The following is a 17,538-nucleotide window of genomic DNA, read 5'->3' as shown; positions in this document are numbered from 1 at the left end:
AACTTAGGGAGTAGATTGGTTCCATGTCAACGAAATCGTCGGCCGACAGGGTGAAGTGGCTGGATCCGGACGAGGAACGGGCCTGGCGGGCCTACCGGCGGACGGTGGTCGCCGTGCAGGCCGCGACGGCGCGCGACCTGGCCGCGGTCGGGCTGTCGGACCCCGACTACGAGGTGCTCAGCACCTTGTCCGAACGGCCCGACCGCACCAGCACGCTGCGGGAACAGGCCGCCAAGATGCGCTGGTCACGCAGCCGGCTCTCCCGCCACGCCACCCGGATGGAGGCGCGCGGCCTCCTGCGGCGCGAGCCGGACCCCGCGGACGGCAGGGGCTGTCTCCTCGTCCTCACCGATCACGGCCTCAAGACGCTGGAGGACGCCGCGCCGGCGCACATCGCCTCGGTGCGGCGCCACTTCATCGACCTCCTCTCGGCCGAGGACCTTCGCGCGGTCGAACGCATCGCCGAGAAGCTGCGCGACGTCGAGGGCTGAACGGCGGGGGCTGAACGGCGGGGGCGCGTCGGCGGCGTGGCGGGCGGCCCGGGCGGCCCGCCGTGCGCGTGAGAGGGCCGGGTCGAGGGCGTGGCGGGCGACGACCGGTGGCCCGCCTCGCGCGGGTCAGGAGCCGAGGAAGTCGAGCAGGTCGGCCGCGAGCCGCTCCTTGTGCGTGTCCGTGATGCCGTGCGGGGCGCCCTGGTAGACCTTGAGGGTCGCGTTCCTGATGCGTGCCGCCGATGCCTTGCCGCCCACCTCGAACGGCACGATCTGGTCGTCGTCGCCGTGGACGACGAGCGCGGGCACGTCGACGGCGTCCAGGTCCGGGCGGAAATCGGTGGCGGAGAAGGCGGCGATGGACTCGTAGGCGTTCCTGTGGCCGGCCTGCAGGCCCTGGCGCCAGAACGCGTCGCGGACGCCCCGGGAGACGTCCGCGCCGGGCCGGTTGTTGCCGAAGAACGGTCCGTCGGCCAGGTCGCGGTACAACTGCGACCGGTCGGACAGCGAGCCGGCGCGGAGCCCGTCGAACACCTCGGCCGGCACGCCCCCCGGGTTGTCGTCGGTCCTGAGCATGAACGGCGGCACGGAGGAGACCAGGGCGATCCGGGAGAGGCGGTCCGTGCCGTGCCGGCCGACGTAGCGGACGACCTCCCCGCCGCCCGTCGAGAATCCGACCAGGGTGACGTCCCGCAGGTCGAGCGTGTCGATGAGGGCGGCCAGGTCGTCGGCGTAGGTGTTCATCTCGTTGCCGTCCCAGGTCTGCTCGGAACGGCCGTGTCCACGACGGTCGTGCGCGATGGCGCGGTATCCGTGGGCGGCCAGGAACAGCTGCTGCGCCTCCCAGCTGTCGGCGTTCAACGGCCAGCCGTGACTGAGCACCACCGGGCGGCCCCGGCCCCAGTCCTTGTAGTGGATCCGCGCTCCGTCGGCTGCGGTGACGAACGGCATGGGTCACTCCCGGTTGCGGTGATCTGTCCGGAATCACGATCGTTCACCGAAGCGCCGGGTCCTCCGTCAGGCGCGCCGGTGGCGGCCGCGGTGTCCACCGCGCGGCCACCGATCGGGTGACACGGCCGGTGACGGCGGGCGTTTCCGGTCCCGGCCGCGACTCACCCGGCCCGCATCGTGCCGATGCGGGCGAGCACCCTCCCGGCGCCGTCCTCCGCGGCGATGCGGCGGGCGAGCGCGGCGGCGCGGCGGCGGTGGGACGGTTCGGACAGGCAGGCCGTGACGGCCGCGGCGAGGGCCTCGGCGGTGAGGTCCTCGAACGGCAGGGGACGGGGAGCCACTCCCAGCCTCCGCAGCCGGGACGCCCAGAACGGCTGGTCGGTCATGACGGGCACGGGCAGCGCGGGCACTCCGGCCCGCAGCCCGGCCGCGGTGGTGCCCGCCCCGGCGTGGTGGACGACGGCGGCGGTACGGGGGAACAGCCAGTCGTGCGGGACGTCGCCGACGGCCAGGACGTCGTCACCGCCGCCGCTCAGACCGGCCCACCCCGCCTGCACCACCGCGCGCACTCCCGCCCGCTCCACCGCCCCGGTCACCAGCTCGCCGAGCCGTTCCCCCTGCCCCACCGCCATGCTGCCGAAGCCGATGAACACCGGAGGCGGACCGGCCTGGAGGAAGTCGACGAGCTCGGCCGGGGGCCGCCAGCCGTACGGGCGCGCGGGCCACCAGTAGCCCGCCACTTCGGCGCGGGACGGCCAGTCCGCGGGGCGCGGCACCACCGACGGGCTGAAGCCGTGCAGGACCGGTCCGTCGTCCGCCGGTGCCGACGGAGGGGAGGCGGGCAGCCCGAGGCGGTCGCGCAGCCGGGTCACCGCTCCGGCGAAGAGCCGCTCCGCGCTCCTCAGCACCGCCCGCCCCGCGGCGAGATTGCCCTCCGGCCCCGGGCCGTCGCCGTCCGGTGCGCCGGGAAGCGGGAACTCGCCGGTGGCGAACTGCGGTGCGAGGTAGGTGCCGATGACGGGGACGCCCGACGCCTCGCCCGCCGCACGGCTGAGGGGCGCCGGGCCGAAGGCGGTCAGCACCAGGTCGGTTCCGCGGGTCACGGCTTCCGCCACCCCGTCGGCGAGGCCGTCGGCGTAGGCCCGGTTCAGCGCCCGGACCTCGTCCCGCGAGGTCGCCCGGGACCACTTGCCGATCAGCTCCCGCGGGTCCCCCGGCATCGGGAGGTGGCCGAGGCCGCAGCCCTCGACGAGCGGGGCGAAGGACGGGTGAGCGGCCACCTCGACCTCGTGGCCCGCCTCCAGCAGACGCCGCCCCAGGCCGGTGAAGGGCGCGACGTCCCCCCGCGAACCGGCGGTGATGATCACTATGCGCATACGACGGTCCTCCTCGACGCCCGCCACCCGGGCACCGGCTTTAGCCGAAGGGCGCCGCGCGGGCCGGGAGGAACTCCACGATCCGGATCCCCGACAGGCACGAGGACCACTGCCGGGGTGCGGCCGGCCCGGTCCGGCGTGCGGGAGGCGCGGGCGGCCCGCGGCCCCGCGGCCCGCGGCCCCGGGCGGCAAGGACCGCCCGGGGGGCGGTCCCGGCCGCGAACCCGGGCACCGGCCCGGCCAGGGCGGCCACGGCGGCAAGGAGGGCCACGGCGGCAAGGAGGGCCACGGCGGCAAGGAGGGCCACGGTCACCACGGCCGGACCGCCCCGCCCGTGCACCGCGGAGTGGAGGCGGGAGCGGGCGGCGCGTTCAGCGACTCCGTGCCGCTGCAGGTGGCCGGCGGGCTGCTGATCGCCGGCGCCGCGGTGGCCGCCGGGCACCGGATCCGGCAGCGGTTCGCCCCCTCCCGCACGGGCCGGACGCGCTGATCACCTGGCGGTCGGGTCATGTCCCGCCCGCCACGGGGTACTCGGGGCCATCGGACACGGCATCGGGTGCGGAAGGACCGCCACGGCGCATGCCGGTGACCGCGCGGAGGTGCGGATGGGGCGGACGGAGAGGGACGGGGCGGCACGGGCCGGCGGACACGGCCCGGTGCGGTTCGGTCCCCGCATGCCCGACGACGGCCTGCCGGTGCTCCCCGAGCTGACCGCGGTGCTGTCGGCGGCAGCCCAGCGCGCCGAGGACGAACCCCCGGGCGGAGGTCCCGGCCTGCTCGAGGCCGCCGCCGGTTACTGGACCCGGCGCGGCCTGGCCGCCGTGCCCGACCGGGTGGCGGCGGCCCCCGGCGCGCCCGCGCTGCTGGTCGCGCTGACCGCCACGCTGGGCGGCGACGTCCTGGTGCCGCGCCCGTGCGCCGCGTGGTGGGCCCCCTACGCACGGCTGCTGGGCCGCCCCGTCTTCCACGTGCCCACGCCGCCCGAGTCGGCCGGCGTCCCCGACGCGTACGCGCTGCAGGAGACGATCCGCCGGGTGCGGGCGGAGGGAGGGGACCCGCGCCAGCTGGTGCTCTCGCCCGCGGACGAGACGACCGGCGCGGTCGCCGCACCGGACTCCCTGCACGAGACCGTCGAGGTCGCCGAGGCCGAGGGACTCTTCGTGATCAGCGACGAGACCTGGCGGGACACGGTCCACGACCCGCACGGCACCGTCCTGCTCAGCCCCGCCGAGATGCTCCCGGGCCGGGTGGCCGTCGTCTGCGACCTGCGCGGCGGACTGCTCCCGGCCGGCTGGCCGGCCGCGATCGCCCGCTTCCCCACCGGCCCCGGCGACGGCGGCGCGCTGCGCGCCCGGGTGCTCGACGTGCTCACCGCGCTCGGCGCCCAGATCCCCGGGCCGCTCGCCGTCACCGCCGCCTACGCGCTGGACGAGCCCGAGGAGGTCACCGCCCGGCGCGCCGCGTCCGTCCGCCTGCACGCGCGGCTGGCCGCCGCGGTGCACGAACTCGTGGTCGCGGCAGGCGGCTTGACGCTCCCCCCGCAGGCCGGACGGTGCGTCTACGCCGACCTGTCGCCGCTCTCCGACGCCCTCGCCACCCACGGCGTCGGCGACGGCCAGGAGCTGGAGGAGTGCCTCGACGTCCACCACGGCGTCCCCGCGAGCGGAGGCCATCGTTTCGGCGACGACCTGGCCGCCCCGCGGGTCCGCCTGTCCACCGGCGACCTGCTCGGCGGCGACGCCGTGGAGCGCGCCGCCTGCCTGACCGCCCCCGACCCGCTGGAACTGCACCGGGTGAGGGGGGCGTTGACCCGATGGCGCACGGCCTTCGCCCGGCTCGGCACACCGTCCGACGCGACCATCGGGCCCGAGCGAGGGGAGAGCCCGCGATGACGCAACCGCAGTTCCGTTCACGCCGGTTGCCCGGCCCCGACGCGGAGACCACGTCCGCCCCCGGGCCCGGCCGCGCACAGGAGGGGAGCCCGGGACGGCTGCGCACCGCGCCGCCCCGGGCCGAACCGGCCCCGCCCGCCGAGCCGTTGGCGTCCGGGCGCGGCCGCCGCTGGCCCAGGTCCTTCGAGGACCGGCTGACCGCCCCGCTCCCCGGGCTGCGCTCCTTCGCCCGGTTCGCCCGCGAGGGCGCGGTGCGGCCCGGGCGCGAGGGCCTGGCGGACGTCCCCCGCATCCCCTACCGCCCCGAGCCGTTGCCCGCGGTGGACGCCCGCCAGGTGGCCGTCAGCTGGGCCGGGCACGCCAGTTGGGTGATCAGGATCGGCGGCCTCACGGTGCTCGCCGACCCGGTGTGGTCCCGCCGCATCCTCGGCACTCCCGCCCGGGTCACCCCGGTCGGCGTCCCGTGGGACGCGCTGCCCCCGGTGGACGCCGTGGTGATCAGCCACAACCACTACGACCACCTGGACCTGCCCACCCTGCGCCGGCTGCCGGCCGACACCCCGATGTTCGTGCCCGGCGGACTGGGCCGGTGGTTCTCCCGCCGGGGTTTCCGGCGGGTGACGGAGCTCGACTGGTGGGAGTCGGCGCGGCTGAAGGGCGTGCGGCTGGACTTCGTGCCGGCCCACCACTGGTCGAAGCGCACCCTGACCGACACCTGCCGCAGCCTGTGGGGCGGCTGGATGCTCACCGCGGACGACGGCGGCGGCGCGGGGGACGGGCGCCGCGTGTACTTCGCCGGGGACACGGGGTACGGACACTGGTTCCGGCGGATCGGCGAGCGCTACCCGGGCATCGACCTGGCCCTGATGCCGATCGGCGCCTACGACCCGCGCTGGTGGCTGCGCGACGTGCACTGCGACCCGGAGGAGGCGGTGCGGGCCACCCTGGACGTCGGAGCCCGGCGGATGGCCCCGATGCACTGGGGCACCTTCCTGCTGTCGTCGGAGCCGGTCATGGAACCCCTGCACCGGGTCCGCGACGCCTGGGCCGCGGCCGGACGGGCCCGCGAGGACCTGTGGGACCTCCCGGTGGGGGGCTCCCGGGTCCTCGGGGACTGACCGCCGCGACCCGGACCGCCGGAACACGGCCGCCGGAACACGGAGCGCCGAGGGGGCATCGGCCCGCCCCCTCGGCGGTCCCCGCCCTCAGCGGTCCCGGAGACGGTTCCACACGGCGGGCGCGGCGCTGATCGCCAGGGTCAGCACCACCACCACGACCACGCCCTTCCACGGCTCGTCGAACAAGGAGCCGCCCAGCACCCCGATGACCTGGTAGGTGGCCGCCCAGGCCACGCAGGCCAGGCTGTTGCCCCGCGCGAAACGGCGCAGCGGCCAGCGGGCCACCAGGCAGGCCAGTATCACCGGCAGCCGCCCCGCCGGGATCATCCGGGACAGCACCAGCACCGGCACCGCGTGCCGGCCCAGCCGCTCCTGGGCCTGCTCCAGCCGCTCCTGCGGGGCACGGTCCCTGATCCGCTCCAGCCAGCGGGTCCCGCCGCGCGACTCCATCCCGCGCCGGCCCAGCCAGTACAGCGCCAGGTCCCCGGCGCACGCCGCCGTGGCGGCCACCGCCAGCACCACCAGGAGCGAGACCGCCGGCGCCGCGTGGTGAAAGGCCACCACCGCAGCCGAACCGACCAGCGGGCCCGTCGGCACCACCGGGACCAGCGAGCCCAGCAGCACCAGGAGGAACAGCATCGGGTAGCCCACCGCGCCGTCCGGCGTCACCGGGTCCCTCCGAGCCGCGCCGACTCGCCGTGCTCGAGCAGCCGTACCTCCACGCCCGGCGCGCTGCGGGCCGCGAGCCGCGCGAACTCGTCGCCGGGGGAGTGGAATTCGTGCGGCCGTACGGCGTCCATCCCCACCGGCCAGAACGTCCCGTAGTGCACCGGCACGGCGCAGCCCGGGGCCAGCGTCGTCAACACCTCCGCCGCCCGGGCGGCGTTGAGGTGGCCCTCACCGAGGAACGGGCCCCAGCCGCCCACCGGCAGCAGCGCCAGGTCGACCGCCCCCACCTCCTCGGCCATGGTGTCGAACAGCCCGGTGTCCCCGGCGAAGTACGTGCGCTGCTCGCCCTCCACCACGAAGCCCAGGGCGGGGGAGCGGTGCGGGCCGACCGGCAGCCGCCGCCCGTCGTGCCGGGCCGTCACCGCCCGGACCGTCAGGTCCGCCACCCGCGTCCGGTCGCCCGGCTCCATCTCCCGCACGTCCAGGGAGCGGGCCCGCGCCAGCCGGGTCAGTGCCGGCACCGCCCGCCCCGCCCCGCGCGGCGCCAGCAGGACGGTGCCCGGCTCCAGCCGGGCCAGCGACGGCAGATGCAGGTGGTCGGCGTGCAGGTGCGAGACGAGCGCCACCTCCGCGCGCCAGGCGTCCGGGGGCGGCGGCGCGCCCCGGCGGCGGCGCAGATGCGCGAGCCGGCGCGTGAACAGGGGGTCCGTCAGCAGGCGCACGCCGGAGTCCCGCAGCGTACAGGTGGCGTGTCCCCACCAGGTGATCTCCGCCGGCACCTCGCCCTCCTCCTTCGTGCGGCCTGCTTCCGAGCCTACGGGTAGGGGCAGGTTCGGTGGGGCAGGCGGAAGTCATGATCCCCGCCCACCGTCTGTCCGGTATGACAGGGTTGAACCGTCCGCCCGCCGGACGACGGAGCACGGCGGGAGAGCGGGAGGTGCGTGTGAAGGACCGCTGGCGGCGGGGCGCCGGACAGCTGGGGCGGAGCGTCGCCGTGTGGGTGGTGACCACCCTCACGATGCTCGTCCTGGCCGGTCTGCTCCCCGACTTCCGGCTGGAGTCGCCGGACGACGACAGCGCCACCCGACTGGGCGTCACCGCCGCGATCGGCGCGGGCGTCTTCGGTCTGCTCTCCGCCCTGGTCTGGCCGCTGCTGGTCCGGCTGCTGCTCCTGGTCCCCGCCCTGGTGCTGGGCCTGCTGGTCTTCTTCCTCAACGGCGGCCTGCTCCTCGTCGCGCTCTGGGCCAACCCCGTCCAGCAGGGCGACGCGAGCCCGGAGACGGCCGTGGTGGTCGCCGCGGTGATGTCCGCGGTGGCCTCGGCGACCGGCGGAGCCCTCGCCGTCCGTGACGACGACGCCTACCGCCGCCGCCTCCACCGGCTCTCCGACCGCCGCCGCGTCCGGGCCGTGGCGGGCGGACCGGTCACCCCCGGCGTCGTCCTCCTCCAACTGGACGGCGTCGGACACGACGTGCTCCGCGACGCCGTCGGACAGGGCCTGATGCCCACCGTCGCCCGGTGGCTCGGCGAGGACGGCGGCGGCCGTCCGCCCACCCACCGGCTGGCCCTCTGGCGGACGGACTGGTCCAGTCAGACCGGCGCCAGTCAGCTGGGCATCCTGCACGGCTCCAACTTCGACGTCCCCGCCTTCCGCTGGTACGACAAGCAGCGCCGCGAGGTGATGGTCTGCAACCGGCCCTCCAGCGCCGTCGTCCTGCAGCGACGGGCCGCCAAGAACGCCGGCCACCCCGGTCTGCTCGCCGTCGACGGCGCCAGCCGCGGCAACCTGTTCAGCGGAGGCGCGGGGGAACAGGCCCTGGTCCTGTCCATCGCCGCCCGTCGCCGCCGCAAGGGGTTCCGGTCCCGCTCCGGCTACTTCGCCTACTTCGCCGACCCCGCCAACGCGGTCCGCACCGCCCTGTCCTTCGGCGCCGAGGTCCTGCGCGAACTGGGCCAGTCGCTGCGCTCCCGGCTGGAGCGCCGCCGGCCGCGGGTGGGCCGCGGCGGGCTGTACCCGTTCCTGCGCGCCTTCGCCACCGTCGTCCAGCGCGACGTGGTGGTCTACGCGGTCGCCGGGGACATGCTCGCCGGACGCACCGCCGTCTACGCCGACCTGGTCGCCTACGACGAGGTGGCCCACCACTCAGGTCCCCGCGGCAGGGACGCCGCACAGGTGCTGCGCCGCCTGGACCGGGTGCTGGCCCTGCTCGAGAAGGTCGCCGAACACACGCCCAGGCCCTACCGGTTCGTGGTCCTCTCCGACCACGGGCAGAGCCCCGGCGAGACCTTCCGCTCCCGGTACGGGCTGGACCTGGGCGACCTGGTGCGGGCCGGCTGCGGGCTGCCGGTGCCGCGCCGGGCCCGCCGCACCCGCAGCGGCGCGGAGGCCCGGTCCGCGGTCCGGGCCGCGCTGCACCGCCCCGTCGAGGAGGGCGCCGGGGAGCACCTGCCGCCGGTGCGCCGCGCCGAACCCGTCGTGCTGGCCTCGGGCAACCTGGGACTGGTCTCCTTCCCCGACGTGGGGCACCGGATGAGCCGTGAGGAGATCGACGCGCGGCATCCGGCGCTCCTCGCCACCCTGGCCAACCATCCCGGCATCGGGTTCCTGCTGGTGCGCAGCGAGGAGCACGGCGGGCTGGTGATGGCGGCGCACGGGGCGGCGGTGCCCCTGGAGGAGCTCAGCGAGGAGAACCCCGGCCCGCTCGAGCCGTACGGGCCGGGGGCGGTGGCCGCGGTGAAGCGCACGCACGGCTTCCCCCAGGCCGCCGACATCATGATCAATTCATGGCACGACCCGGCCACCGGCGAGGTCCACGCCTTCGAGGAACAGATCGGCTCGCACGGCGGGCTCGGCGGCGAGCAGGGCCGGGCCTTCCTGCTGGCGCCGGTGGCGCTGCCCGAGCCGCAGGACCCGCTGGTGGGCGCCGAGGCCGTCCACCGGGTGCTGCTGCGGTGGCTGGGGGAGCCGCCCGCCGGCACGGGGCCGTGAGCGGGGCGTGACCGCGGCCACGAGCGCCGCGGGGGCCCGCACCGGTCCCGGTGCGGGCCCCCGCGCGCCGGGCGGGTTCAGCCCGTGAAGAGCTGGCTCGCCTTGCGGACCAGCTCGAACAGGCCGTAGGCGAGCGGGAGTCCGACCCACAGCCAGGCGAAGGCGATCAGCCCCCGGCGTGCGCCGCCCTCAGACGGATTCCGGGACACGGGCGGCCTCCTCGACGTGGTGCTTGGCGTGCACGGGCCGCACCAGTTCGTTGGCGGCGAAACCGACGACCAGCAGCCCGATCATGATGAACAGCGAGGTCCCGTACAGCTCCGGTCCCTGCTTGCCGGCCTCCTCCTGCCGGTCCGCGATCCAGTTGACGATCAGCGGCCCGAGGACGCCCGCGGTGGACCACGCGGTCAGCAGCCGTCCGTGGATGGCGCCCACCTCGTACGTGCCGAAGAGGTCCTTCAGGTAGGCCGGGATCGTCGCGAAGCCGCCCCCGTAGAAGGAGAGGACGACCAGCGCGCAGAGCACGAACAGCGGCTTGGAGACGTCACCGAAGAGCGCGATCAGCAGGTACATCAGCGCGCCGACGCCCAGGTAGACGCGGTAGATGTTCTTCCGCCCGATCAGGTCGGAGGTCGACGACCAGCCGATCCGCCCCGCCATGTTGGCCGCCGACAGCAGGGCCACGAACCCGGCCGCCGCCGTCACCGACACCGGCGTGGAGGTGTCGCCGAAGAAGTCGGTGATCATCGGAGCGGCCTTCTCCAGGATGCCGATGCCCGCGGTGACGTTCATGACCAGCACCAGCCACAGGAGCCAGAACTGCGGCGTGCGCACGGCGTTCCGGGCGGAGACCTGGACGCCGCCCGCCCCGGCCGTGGCGTCCGTCCCGGCCGCGTCCTGCGGGGCCGGCCGCGGCACGCGGATCAGCAGCACGCCCAGCGCCATGAACACCGCGTAGACGAGGCCGTGCACCAGGAACGCGGCGGCGATCCCGGAGGAGCCGGAACCGAAGGACTCCAGCATCCGGGTGGACCAGGGGGAGGCGATCAGCGCGCCGCCGCCGAAGCCCATGATGGCGATGCCGGTGGCCATGCCCGGCCGGTCCGGGAACCACTTGATCAGCGTGGACACCGGCGAGATGTAGCCGATGCCGAGGCCGATGCCGCCGACGAAGCCGTAGCCGAGGACGATCAGCCAGTACTGCCCGGTCCACGCGCCCAGGGCGGAGAGCAGGAACCCGCAGGAGAAGCAGACCAGGGCCACCGTCATCGCCCACCGCGGCCCGTTGCGTTCGACGAGGGTGCCGCCGAAGGCCGCGGACAGGCCGAGCATCACGATGCCCAGCTGGAAGGGGAGCGCGCTCAGCGTGCCGCTGATGTCGAGCGCGGACTCCAGCGGCGCCTTGAAGACGCTCCAGGCGTAGGCCTGGCCTATGGACAGGTGGACGGAGAGGGCGGCCGGGGGCACGAGCCAGCGGCTCCATCCCGGCGGTGCTACCGGTGGACTCATGATCCGGAACCCTAGGAACCGCTTGGCGGCTTGGGAAGACTCCGGACGCTCCTCACCCACTTCCCCCGTCCTCGGACGCCATGCCCCGGGAACGGCGCGGCACCCGGGAGGAATCCGGTTCCCGGTCGCCGGGGCGCGGCCCGCTTCCGCCGCGGCGGAAGCGTCGCGGCGTGCTCCACCGGGGCGCCCTCCCCGAAGGGCGAGTTCGACACGCGCGCAGCGGGTACGCGGGACGGGTCCCGGCGGAGGCGGACCCCCACGGCCCGCGCCTGCCGCGGAGCGGGGCGCGACGTCGTCCCGCACGTCCAGGACAATGAGACAGCCGAGGTCACCTCGCCGCACGACGGCCCGGTGACCCACGGCGATCTCCCCGTCAAGGGCCGCTCAGGCCGCAGGCACGTACAGAACCGGGACCGACAGGGCTATGGGACGAGTCACGGAACGACGCAAGGTGATCCGCATCCGCGACGGGGCGGTCTCCGCCCGCCCGGACACGCTCGTCGCCGAGGAACCGCTGGAGATCAGGCTCAACGGCAAGCCGCTGGCCGTCACCATGCGCACGCCCGGCGACGACTTCGCCCTCGCCGCCGGGTTCCTGGTCAGCGAGGGCGTGCTGGGCTCGGCCGAGGAGCTGCGCAACATCGTGTACTGCGCGGGGGCCACGGCCGACGGGTCCAACACCTACAACGTGGTCGACGTCCGGACCGCGCCGGACGTCGTCATGCCCGACATCACGCTGGAGCGGAACGTCTACACCACCTCCTCGTGCGGCCTGTGCGGCAAGGCCAGCCTGGACGCGGTGCGCACGACGGCGCGGTGGGCGATCGACGACGGCGACGGGCCGGCGATGACGCTGGAGCCGGCGCTGCTGTCCGAGCTGCCGGACCGGCTGCGCGCCTCCCAGCAGGTGTTCGACCGCACGGGCGGGCTGCACGCGGCGGCCCTGTTCTCCGAGACCGGTGAGCTGCTGGACGTCCGGGAGGACGTCGGGCGGCACAACGCGGTGGACAAGCTGGTCGGGCGGGCCCTGCAGAACGGCGCACTGCCGCTGTCGCGGACCGTGCTGATGGTGTCGGGGCGGGCCTCCTTCGAGCTGGCCCAGAAGGCGGTGATGGCCGGCGTACCGGTGCTGGCCGCCGTCTCGGCGCCGTCGTCGCTGGCGGTGGACCTCGCGGCGGAGACGGGGCTCACGCTGGTCGGGTTCCTGCGGGGAACCTCCATGAACGTGTACGCGGGGGAGGAACGGATCGCCCTGACGGCCACGGCCGCCACGGGCTGACCGCGGCCGTGGGCGGCAGGGCCGTGGCCGGCGACGGGCCCCGGCCCGGACCAGGACCGGCGGGAGCGAGCCGCGCGGCACCGCCCCGCACCCGGTCCTCCGGCTCCGGCGGCAGCCCCCTAGCGGTGGCCGGAGGCGGCGTGGGGGTGGGTCTCCTCCGCCGGGAGGGGGTCGCGTTCCCGCCGACGGGCGATCACCGCCGCCACCATCAGCTGCATCTGGTGGAAGAGCATCAACGGCAGCACCGCCAGCGCCGCCTCCGCCCCGAACAGCACGCTCGCCATCGGCAGCCCCGCCGCCAGCGACTTCGTCGAACCGGCGAACTGGATCGCCACCCGGTCCTCCCGCCCGAAGCGGAGCGCCTTCGCGCCGTACCAGGTGGCCGCCAGCACCACCGCGAGCAGCACCGCCTCCACCGCGATCAGCTCCACCAGCCGGACCGCGCTCACCTGGCCCCAGACGCCCCGCACCATGCCCTGGCTGAAGGCGGAGTAGACGACCAGCAGGATCGCCCCCCGGTCCACCAGCGACAACAGGGCGCGGTGCCTCACGACGAAGCCGCCGATCCAGCGCCGCAGCAGCTGCCCGGCGAGGAACGGCACCAGCAGCTGGAGCACGATCTTCAGCACGGCGTCCCCGGAGAACCCCTGCCCGCCGCCGAACTGCCCGCCGAGCAGCACGGCCGCCAGCAGCGGCGTGACGACGATCCCCGCCAGCGAGGAGAACGAGCCGGCGCAGATGGCGGCCGGCACGTTCCCCCGGGCGATGGAGGTGAAGGCGATCGACGACTGGATGGTCGAGGGCACCAGGGTGAGGAAGAGCAGGCCCCGGTGGAGGGCGTCGTCGAGGAGGACCGGCACCAGCACCTGCGCCGCCAGCCCGAGCAGCGGGAAGAGCACGAACGTGCAGCCCAGGATGGTCAGGTGGAGCCGCCAGTGGCGCAGGCCGTCCAGCGCCTCGCGGGTGGAGAGCCGCGCGCCGTAGAGGAAGAAGAGGAACGCGACCGCGGCCGTCGCCAGGGCGGAGACCCCGTCGGCCGCCACCCCCCGCGCCGGGAGCAGCGCCGCGACGCCCATCGTCGCCAGCAACAGCACGATGTACGGGTCGACCGGCATCCAGCGCGGCCACTGCAGGCGTTTCACGGTGCTCCAGTGCTCAGGGGGGCGGGCAGGCGCGTCGCGGCGCGAGCGCGGCACGGGGACGTGCCCCCTCCATCGTCCATCCTTCCCCCGTGATCGGGAATCCCGCACACCGCTTTGACTGCGATCGCCGGCCGTGATGACCGGCGGCCCGCGCCCGGCTAGGGTTCCCCGCATGTACGACCCCTCCCATCTGCGGACCTTCCTCGCCGTGGCCCAGACGCTGAGCTTCACCCGGGCCGCGCACCGCCTCGGGGTGCGGCAGTCGACGGTCAGTCAGCACGTGCGCAGGCTGGAGGACGCCACCGGCCGGCCGCTGTTCGCCCGGGACACCCATTCGGTGGAGCTCACCGGGGACGGCGAGGCGATGCTGGGGTTCGCCCGCCGCATCCTGGAGGTCCACGAGCAGGCGACGTCGTTCTTCTCCGGCGAGCGCCCCCGCGGCCGCCTCCGCTTCGGGGCGTCGGAGGACTTCGTGCTGACCCGGCTGCCGGAGATCCTGGAGGGCTTCCGCTACGAACACCCCGAGGTGGACCTCGAGCTGACCGTCGAACTCTCCGGCACGCTCCACGAGCGGCTGGCGGCCGGGAAGCTGGACCTGGTGCTGGCCAAGCGGCGGCCGCACGACCCGCGCGGGCAGCTGGTCCGCCAGGACCGGCTGGTGTGGATCGGCGCGGAGCGGCTGCGGCTGGACCCGGACCGGCCCGTGCCCCTGATCGTCTACCCTCCGCCGGGGATCACCCGGGCCTTGGCCCTGGAGGCTCTGGAGGGGCAGGGGAGGGCCTGGCGGATCGCCTGCACCAGCGGCAGCCTCAACGGCCTGATCGCCGCCGCCCGCGCCGGACTGGGCGTGATGCCGCACTCGCGCGGCCTGATCCCGCCGGGACTGGTGCGGGCGCCGGAGCGGGCGGGGCTGCCGGAGCTGGGACGGGTGGACTTCGTCCTGCTGCACGGACACCGGCCGGGCCGGGCCGCCGGCGCGGCGCGGGCGCTGGCGGCCGCCGTCCTCGCCGGGGGCGAACGCCTGCGCCGGGGGCACCCGTGACCCGCGCCGCGGACGCACGTCACGCGCACACGACACGCGCGACGCGGTGACCGGCCGGAGAGGGTTCCGTGGAGGGCCGCTCACAGAAGTCGCGTCACCGTGGGTGAAGGGGGGCGCGATACCACCCTTCACCCCTTTCGTGCCCGTCCCTCCTGCGGGTTCCGGCCGGCCCCGGCTCCCCGGACCCCTCCCGGCGCACCGCCCGGTGAGGTAGTTTCACGCGCTGGGGGGAACGGATCACAGCGTGTCACCGGCGCGTGACCAAGGCACGGAAGCGGGGATCGGCCTTGCGTGAGTACTACAACCCGCCGCTGGCGGTGCCACCGCCGGTCGGCGGCCTGGCCGACAGCGTCTTCCAGCGCGCCCGTGCCGAACCCGACCGGGTGGTGCTCGCCCGCAAGGACCCGGCGGGGCGGTGGCGGGACGTCACGGCCGCCGAGTTCCGGGACCAGGTGCTCGCCCTCGCCAAAGGGCTGCTCGCGGAGGGCGTCCGGTTCGGGGACCGGGTGGCCGTCATGGCGCGGACCCGCTACGAGTGGACGCTGTTCGACTTCGCGCTGTGGACCGTGGGCGCCCAGGTGGTGCCCGTCTACCCGACGTCCTCGGCCGAGCAGGTGGCCTGGATGTTCACGGACGCCGAGGTCACCGCGGCCGTCGTGGAGCACGAGGACCACGCGATGACGGTGGCCACCGTCATCGACCGGGCGCCCCGGCTGCGCCGCCTGTGGCAGATGGACGCCGGCGCCGTGGAGGAGCTCTCGGCGGCCGGGGCCCACCTGGACGACGAGGTGGCCCACCGGCACCGCAACGCGGTCACCCCGGAGACCGTGGCCACGGTCATCTACACCTCGGGCACCACCGGCCGGCCCAAGGGCTGCGTCCTCACCCACGGCAACTTCATGTTCGAGTCCGACACCATGGTCGGCCGCTGGGAACCGGTCTTCCACTCCAAGCCGGGCGACGAGGCGTCCACGCTCCTCTTCCTCCCGCTGGCCCACGTCTTCGGCCGGATGGTGGAGGTCGCCGGCATCCGCCACGGGGTGCGGATGGGACATCAGCCCGAGCTCAACGCCGCCGTCCTGATGGCCGACTTCGCCTCCTTCCAGCCCTCCTTCGTGCTGGCGGTGCCGTACGTCTTCGAGAAGGTCTTCCACGCCGCCCGCCGCAAGGCGGAGAGGTTCGGGAAGGCCGCCGCCTTCGACCGGGCCGTCGACGTCGCCGTGCGGTACGCGGAGGCCGTCGAGGAACGGGACTGGGGCACCGGCCCCGGCCCCTCGGCCGCCCTGCGGATGCAGCACCAGCTCTTCGACAGGACGGTCTACACCAAGGTGCGCCAGGCGCTCGGCGGACGGGTCAGGCACGCCATGTCGGGCGGCTCCGCGATGGACCGCAGGCTGGGCCTCTTCTACGCCGGGGCGGGCGTGCGCGTCTTCCAGGGGTACGGCCTGACCGAGACCACCGCCGCGGCCACCGCCAACCCGCCCGACCGCGTCCGGTACGGCAGCGTCGGGCCGCCGGTCCCCGGCGTCACCGTGCACATCGCCGAGGACGGCGAGATCTGGCTGGCCGGGGACGGCGTCTTCCACGGCTACCTCAACGACCCCCGGGCCACCGAGGAGGTGCTGCGCGGCGGCTGGCTGGCCACCGGGGACATCGGGCGGCTGGACGAGGACGGCTACCTGTACATCACCGGCCGCAAGAAGGAGATCCTCGTGACCTCCGCCGGCAAGAGCGTCTCCCCGATGATGCTGGAGGACCGGGTCCGCGACCACCCGCTGGTCGCCCAGTGCCTGGTGGTGGGCGACGACCGCCCGTACATCGCGGCGCTGGTGACCCTCGACCAGGAAGCCGTCGAGCACTGGCTCCAGATGCGCGGCAAGCCGACCCCGGCCGCCTCCGAACTGGTACGCGACCCGACCCTGGAGATGGAGGTGAGGCGCGCCGTGCAGGCCGCCAACAGCCTGGTCTCCCAGGCCGAGTCCATCCGCACCTTCCGGATACTGGCGCAGCCGTTCACCGAGGAGCAGGGGCTGCTGACGCCCTCTCTGAAACTCAAGCGCAAGGCGATCGAGAAGGCGTACCAGGTGGAGGTCGAAGCGCTCTACCGGAGCTGACGGCCCGATGGACGGACGCCGGCCGCGCGGAGGGATCCGCCGGCCCGCGCGCCCTCCCCGGAATGCGCCGCGCCCGCCGATGGTTGAGGATGGGAGGCAATGTCCGTCCAACGAAGGATCGAGAGCGCGTGAGCAGCAAGGTCCCCCCGATCGTCCTCAACAACGGCGTGGAGATGCCCCAGCTGGGCTTCGGTGTCTGGCAGATCCCGGACGACGAAGCCGAGCGCGCCGTGGCGACCGCCCTCGAAGCCGGTTACCGCAGCATCGACACGGCGGCCGTCTACGGCAACGAGCAGGGAACCGGAAGGGCCGTCGCCGCCTCCGGCATCCCGCGCGAGGAAATCTTCGTCACCACCAAGCTCTGGAACAGCGACCAGGGCTACGACTCCACCCTGCGCGCCTTCGACACCTCGCTGAAGAAGCTCGGCCTGGACTACGTGGACCTGTACCTCATCCACTGGCCGAGGCCCCGGCGGGGCGCCTTCGTCGAGACCTACAAGGCGTTCGAGAAGCTGCACTCCGACGGCCTGATCCGGGCCATCGGCGTCTCCAACTTCCTCCCCGAGCACCTGCGGACGCTGCTGGACGCCACCTCGGTGATCCCCGCGGTCAACCAGATCGAACTCCACCCGTACCTCCAGCAGGGCGAGGCCCGCGAGTTCCACGCCGAACAGGGCATCGCCACCGAGGCGTGGTCCCCGCTCGGCTCCGGCAAGGGCCTCCTGGAGGTCCCGGCGATCGTCGCCATCGCGCAGAAGCACGGCCGGACGCCCGCCCAGGTGGTGCTGCGCTGGCACCTCCAGACCGGCAACATCGTGATCCCCAAGTCGGTCACCCCGTCCCGGATCAAGGAGAACATCGAGGTCTTCGACTTCTCCCTGGACGACGAGGACCTGGCCGCGATCCGCGCCCTCGACGAGGGCCGGCGCCTCGGCGCCGACCCGGCCACCGCCGACTTCGGCTGAC

The 17,538-nt window shown here is 74.8% G+C and carries 16 protein-coding genes; 9 read left to right on the top strand and 7 right to left on the bottom strand.

The window, feature by feature from the left end; genetic code table 11:
• Positions 1–23: 23 nt before the first annotated feature.
• Positions 24–491, top strand: a complete 468-nt coding sequence (locus A2U95_RS01945; protein ID WP_166020510.1) for a MarR family winged helix-turn-helix transcriptional regulator — start codon at positions 24–26, stop codon at positions 489–491.
• A 126-nt stretch (positions 492–617) separates the two neighbouring features.
• Here A2U95_RS01945 and A2U95_RS01940 read toward each other — a convergent pair whose 3' ends face one another.
• A complete protein-coding gene (locus tag A2U95_RS01940; protein ID WP_166020509.1) occupies positions 618–1,442 on the bottom strand; it encodes an alpha/beta fold hydrolase in 825 nt (274 codons plus the stop codon).
• 161 nt (positions 1,443–1,603) lie between these two features.
• Entirely contained in the window at positions 1,604–2,818 is a 1,215-nt protein-coding gene (locus tag A2U95_RS01935) for a glycosyltransferase (protein WP_166020508.1), read from the bottom strand.
• Between the two features lie 334 nt (positions 2,819–3,152).
• Between A2U95_RS01935 and A2U95_RS01930 the strand changes: the two genes are divergently transcribed.
• The 3 genes from A2U95_RS01930 to A2U95_RS01920 all read left to right on the top strand — a co-directional run bounded on the left by A2U95_RS01930 (position 3,153) and on the right by A2U95_RS01920 (position 5,828).
• Positions 3,153–3,308 (top strand): hypothetical protein, encoded by a 156-nt coding sequence (locus tag A2U95_RS01930; protein ID WP_166020139.1) that lies wholly within the window; start codon positions 3,153–3,155, stop codon positions 3,306–3,308.
• Between the two features lie 115 nt (positions 3,309–3,423).
• Complete coding sequence (locus A2U95_RS01925; RefSeq protein ID WP_166020507.1) at positions 3,424–4,710, top strand: aminotransferase class I/II-fold pyridoxal phosphate-dependent enzyme; 1,287 nt, start codon at positions 3,424–3,426, stop codon at positions 4,708–4,710.
• The gene (locus tag A2U95_RS01920) at positions 4,707–5,828 is read left to right on the top strand and encodes an MBL fold metallo-hydrolase (protein ID WP_166020506.1); all 1,122 of its coding nucleotides are present in this window, start codon (positions 4,707–4,709) and stop codon (positions 5,826–5,828) included. The genes A2U95_RS01925 and A2U95_RS01920 overlap by 4 nt, the downstream gene beginning before the upstream one ends.
• Before the next feature lie 87 nt (positions 5,829–5,915).
• Here A2U95_RS01920 and A2U95_RS01915 read toward each other — a convergent pair whose 3' ends face one another.
• Both A2U95_RS01915 and A2U95_RS01910 read right to left on the bottom strand, forming a co-directional pair.
• On the bottom strand, positions 5,916–6,467 hold the full coding sequence (locus A2U95_RS01915; protein ID WP_166024690.1) for a DedA family protein: 552 nt from the start codon (positions 6,465–6,467) through the stop codon (positions 5,916–5,918).
• 26 nt (positions 6,468–6,493) lie between these two features.
• A complete protein-coding gene (locus A2U95_RS01910; protein ID WP_166020505.1) occupies positions 6,494–7,276 on the bottom strand; it encodes an MBL fold metallo-hydrolase in 783 nt (260 codons plus the stop codon).
• 215 nt (positions 7,277–7,491) lie between these two features.
• Between A2U95_RS01910 and A2U95_RS01905 the strand changes: the two genes are divergently transcribed.
• Entirely contained in the window at positions 7,492–9,486 is a 1,995-nt protein-coding gene (locus tag A2U95_RS01905; RefSeq protein ID WP_277350929.1) for a phage holin family protein, read from the top strand.
• Positions 9,487–9,563: 77 nt separating this feature from the next.
• Here A2U95_RS01905 and A2U95_RS33315 read toward each other — a convergent pair whose 3' ends face one another.
• Both A2U95_RS33315 and A2U95_RS01900 read right to left on the bottom strand, forming a co-directional pair.
• On the bottom strand, positions 9,564–9,695 hold the full coding sequence (locus A2U95_RS33315; protein WP_277350859.1) for an MFS transporter small subunit: 132 nt from the start codon (positions 9,693–9,695) through the stop codon (positions 9,564–9,566).
• Positions 9,676–10,995, bottom strand: coding sequence for an OFA family MFS transporter (locus A2U95_RS01900; RefSeq protein ID WP_166020503.1), 1,320 nt, complete (start codon positions 10,993–10,995; stop codon positions 9,676–9,678). Before A2U95_RS01900 ends, A2U95_RS33315 begins: the two co-directional genes overlap by 20 nt.
• A gap of 424 nt (positions 10,996–11,419) precedes the next feature.
• On the opposite strand from A2U95_RS01900, the gene fdhD reads away from it, so the two are divergent.
• Complete coding sequence (fdhD, locus tag A2U95_RS01895; protein ID WP_166020502.1) at positions 11,420–12,274, top strand: formate dehydrogenase accessory sulfurtransferase FdhD; 855 nt, start codon at positions 11,420–11,422, stop codon at positions 12,272–12,274.
• Between the two features lie 119 nt (positions 12,275–12,393).
• Here fdhD and A2U95_RS01890 read toward each other — a convergent pair whose 3' ends face one another.
• Complete coding sequence (locus A2U95_RS01890) at positions 12,394–13,416, bottom strand: bile acid:sodium symporter family protein (protein WP_166020501.1); 1,023 nt, start codon at positions 13,414–13,416, stop codon at positions 12,394–12,396.
• A 172-nt stretch (positions 13,417–13,588) separates the two neighbouring features.
• Here A2U95_RS01890 and A2U95_RS01885 point away from each other — a divergent pair, with 172 nt between their 5' ends.
• From A2U95_RS01885 to A2U95_RS01875, 3 genes are all read left to right on the top strand, one after another.
• Positions 13,589–14,458 carry a LysR substrate-binding domain-containing protein gene (locus tag A2U95_RS01885; protein ID WP_166020500.1) on the top strand — a complete coding sequence of 290 codons (870 nt, stop codon included), beginning with the start codon at positions 13,589–13,591 and terminating at the stop codon, positions 14,456–14,458.
• A gap of 287 nt (positions 14,459–14,745) precedes the next feature.
• Complete coding sequence (locus A2U95_RS01880; RefSeq protein ID WP_166024688.1) at positions 14,746–16,572, top strand: AMP-dependent synthetase/ligase; 1,827 nt, start codon at positions 14,746–14,748, stop codon at positions 16,570–16,572.
• 128 nt (positions 16,573–16,700) lie between these two features.
• Positions 16,701–17,537 (top strand): aldo/keto reductase, encoded by an 837-nt coding sequence (locus A2U95_RS01875; protein ID WP_166020499.1) that lies wholly within the window; start codon positions 16,701–16,703, stop codon positions 17,535–17,537.
• The last annotated feature ends 1 nt before the right edge of the window (position 17,538 follow it).

The organism is Streptomyces chilikensis, from assembly GCF_001642695.1.
GTDB lineage: Bacteria > Actinomycetota > Actinomycetes > Streptomycetales > Streptomycetaceae > Streptomyces > Streptomyces chilikensis.
The sequence above is the reverse complement of the archived record's forward strand: the minus strand, read 5'-3'. Positions and strand labels throughout refer to the sequence as shown.